Source organism: Bacteroidota bacterium (genome assembly GCA_034723125.1).
GTDB lineage: Bacteria > Bacteroidota > Bacteroidia > CAILMK01 > JAAYUY01 > JAYEOP01.
Genome location: JAYEOP010000211.1, coordinates 1 through 3440, shown reverse-complemented (window position 1 = coordinate 3440; position 3440 = coordinate 1). Strand labels below are relative to the sequence as shown.

Below are 3440 nucleotides of genomic sequence, written 5' to 3'. Positions count from 1 at the left end.
CTGAAATGCTACATCGTAGATGACGGATTTCCAATCGGAGGCTATCTCTCCTTTTCTATTCGTGAATTGGTCGAGATCTGTAGCGTCAATCGATTTGGCTTTCACCTCAGTCAATTCAAAATGATTTCCATCTTTAACCAGAATATCAACCCGTACGAAGAGATTCTGGTACTTTATAGCCGCTTCGAAAATGGTTACCTTATCTCTTTGTAGAAGCTCGGCGGTTTTTCGTAGTGCAGTATCGTAGTTCATAGTTTCTATCAATATCCCGTCAGGAAAGTATTCCCGGGCCAGAGCGCCAACCTGAAAACCTCCTTCTGCGAGTGAATCCAGAAACGGGTCGTCATTGCTTTGATTGAGATACTCTTTTTTGCCGCTATAAAACAGCTTGCTCGGGCATTCCATTGCCATGACGAAGCGGGATTTGGTCAGGTATCTGGATGATGGCATGGAGTAAGTTTCCTTCTTTTGTGTGTTTGATATTTATTTGCGATTACCATAGCAATATTTGCTACATCTGTACACTATATTCTCAATGTTTAGATCGGTGAATTTGCTTTAAAATCATTACCTCTGAAAACTCTGATCGGATTGCCGCGCTCAATGTTATTGTGCCCAGTCCATACTTTTTGTTGAAAATGCGCCTGCCGGTTGTCTTCTTTTTCTTTAATAATCGAGAAAAGGCGGGCCAACGCCAGCTTTTTATTCATATGCTGCGATCTCTCCTCACGGGCAATAACCGTTGTTTTCGAGGGGAGGTGGGTTATTCTTACAGCAGTATCTGATTTGTTGACATGTTGTCCGCCCGGTCCTGATGACCTCATGGTTTCAATTTTGATATCCTTCTGATCGAAATACTGCTCTTTTGGCGGTTTGAATCGGTTGACTGCAACAAACCAGTTTTTTCGTTTGTGAGTTGGTCGGAGCGGGCTTTTGCCGATCCATTGGATGGCACCCTGATACGATGATGAGAAGGCATCAGAGTCGGCACCGTCCAACGCCAGCAGAGCAGACCTGAAAGTGTTGGCCTGTTTTCCCGGTAAAGCATCTAAAATCTTGACATCAACTCCATGTTTGGCAGCATCTTTGATAATTCGTTTTACGAGATTGCTGACCACCCAGCAACACTCTTCCGGTCCACGGCCGGCAGTTATTTGTAACCATTGATTCATCTCTGACTCCGTACTTTATATGTGATTATTGGTCGCAAAGATGCCACCACCTCAATCAACCCGGCATTTTGTAGATCTTGAATGACGGTTTCGATGTTTTTGTACGATTGTGGGGCTTCTTCGTAGAGTAGATCTTTGTTTTCACAGATTACTCTACTGCCGAGTTCGGTTTGTAATAGTGCTTGCGGCTTGTATCGAGAGCTCAGCCGTTTTCTGCTCTCATGGCGATTCCATTTGCGACCGGCTCCATGTGCTAAAGAGTAGCCGTTTAATTTCTGGTTGCTGGTCGGCATGACCAGATAGCTTAAAGACCCTCTTGTTCCGGCGATGACGATAGCGCCTTCTTCGGCTGAGACGGCTCCCTTTCGATGTAACCAGTAATTGCCTCCTTCAATGGTCTTAGAGGTCAGGCTGTTATGGCATATGTCAAGGATGTTAACCCCTTGAGTTCCCAGACAAGAAGTAAAGCGATGGGCAATCAAAGCTCTGTTGGCTGCGGCCCACTTGATTGCCTGATCATGTTTTTCAATATAAACTCTCGCATTGTTGGACTCTTCTTCCAGTCCTTGGGCGCCGTAGACATCGGTGTGGGAGCGTAAAATGGATTCTCCAAGACCTCTTGAGCCGCTGTGAACCAAAACCATGAACCTGTTTTTGTCCAAACCTAAATTTTTAAAAAGAGTAAGGTTTTCTATCTGCTCAAACAGTTGTAATTCGGCAAAATGATTGCCTCCGCCAAGAGTTCCCAATGCATCATCGTAAGGCCTGGCTTTGATGGAATATCGCGAGAGCCATTCCGGGATATCTCCACCCCAGGCTGTTTCCAGGCCAGTTAATTTCTTAACCCATCGATCACGTTTAAGTTTGTTGCGTTTAAGTTGAGTTTGCCAGAGTCCGATACCGCAGCCAACATCATTGCCGAGCAGGTAAGGGTAGATAATGTCTTTGCTGATAAATACTGCGCCGACTGGAGCCCCTTTGCCGGGATGAATATCGGGCATGCCGATGACTCTCTCCATTCCTGGAAGTTCAGAGGTCTTTTTCAGTTGCTCAACGGCCTTACCTTCAATCCAGCTTTTTTCAGATTCAACAATATGAAAATGTGGTGACCCTGATAAGTTGTTCATGGTTATGATTTTCCCTGTTTGGTTTTATTATTTGTAGAGATCAAGAAAGCATGAAAACTGACTGAAAAATCTCAGATTAATAACTCCTGTAGGACCATTTCGTTGTTTACATACAAGAATCTCAGCCGTGTCTTTATTGTAGGGGTTATCCTTGTTGTAGTACTCGTCACGATAAATAAACATAATGACATCGGCATCTTCCTCAAAGGCCTCCGACTCCCGCAGATCGGAAAGCTGCGGTCGTTTGTCTGATCGCGACTCAACATTTCGGTTGAGCTGTGAGAGGGCAATCACCGGAACATTAAGTTCCTTTGCCATCTCCTTTAAAGAGCGCAAAATTTTGGCAATCTCCCGCTCCCGACTCTCACAATCACCAGACATGAGTTGGAGATAGTCAATTATCACCATATCCAGCCCTTTGTTTTTTTGCAAACGTCTCGCTTTGGCCCGCATCTCATCAACGCTGATTCCCGGTGTATCATCCATATATATTGGCAATTCCGAAATTATGGTAGCAGCTTCTGAGAGACGAGGCCAAGCAACATCTTCTATTGTTCCTTTATTTAAATATCTAGTCTCAACCTCCGCTATACTACTCAGTAATCTGAGAACAAGTTGAATTTTCGATGTTTCCAGCGAAAAAAAAGCAACCTTGTTACAACTGGGCAGCTCGGCACAGTTCTTAGCGATATTCAAGGCTAACGAGCTTTTCCCCATGCCCGGACGTCCGCCAATGATAATCAGGTCAGAGCGTTGTAAGCCGTTTGTAATATCGTCTAATTCCCAGAACCCTGTGGTCACACCAGTAATTACGGAGTCGTTACTATAAGCAGAGTCGATAGCGCTAAAACTTTTTTTGACAATTTTAGCTATATGCGTGATCTCTGACTGTTCACAATTTCGGGCGACTTCATTTATTAATTGTTCAGCCTTGCTGACCAGAGCATCTGTTTCTTTTTCATAGCTTTGCTCGATAATTTCAGTCGAGATCGTGATTAATTGTTTGAACAACGATTTGTTTCTGATAATCTTGGCATAGGTGCCCAAGTTATTATCTGTATGTACGTTGTTGATCAGTAATGAGAGGTATGGTTTACCGCCGACTTTATCCAGTTTTCGGCGTTGTTTTAGGTGGTCGGCT

The 3440-nt window shown here is 44.2% G+C and carries 4 protein-coding genes; all 4 read right to left on the bottom strand.

Annotation, left to right across the window (positions count from 1 at the left end; all coding sequences use genetic code 11):
• On the bottom strand, positions 1 to 450 hold a 450-nt coding region (locus tag U9R42_06055), incomplete at its 3' end, for a DUF2779 domain-containing protein (protein ID MEA3495583.1).
• Between the two features lie 89 nt (positions 451 to 539).
• Positions 540 to 1172, bottom strand: a complete 633-nt coding sequence (prfH, locus tag U9R42_06050) for a peptide chain release factor H (GenBank protein MEA3495582.1) — start codon at positions 1170 to 1172, stop codon at positions 540 to 542.
• Positions 1169 to 2299: an RNA ligase RtcB family protein gene (locus tag U9R42_06045; GenBank protein MEA3495581.1), complete on the bottom strand. Its 1131-nt coding sequence runs from the start codon at positions 2297 to 2299 to the stop codon at positions 1169 to 1171. The genes prfH and U9R42_06045 overlap by 4 nt, the downstream gene beginning before the upstream one ends.
• A gap of 27 nt (positions 2300 to 2326) precedes the next feature.
• A partial coding sequence (gene dnaB / locus U9R42_06040) for a replicative DNA helicase (GenBank protein MEA3495580.1) occupies positions 2327 to 3440 on the bottom strand: 1114 nt, incomplete at its 5' end.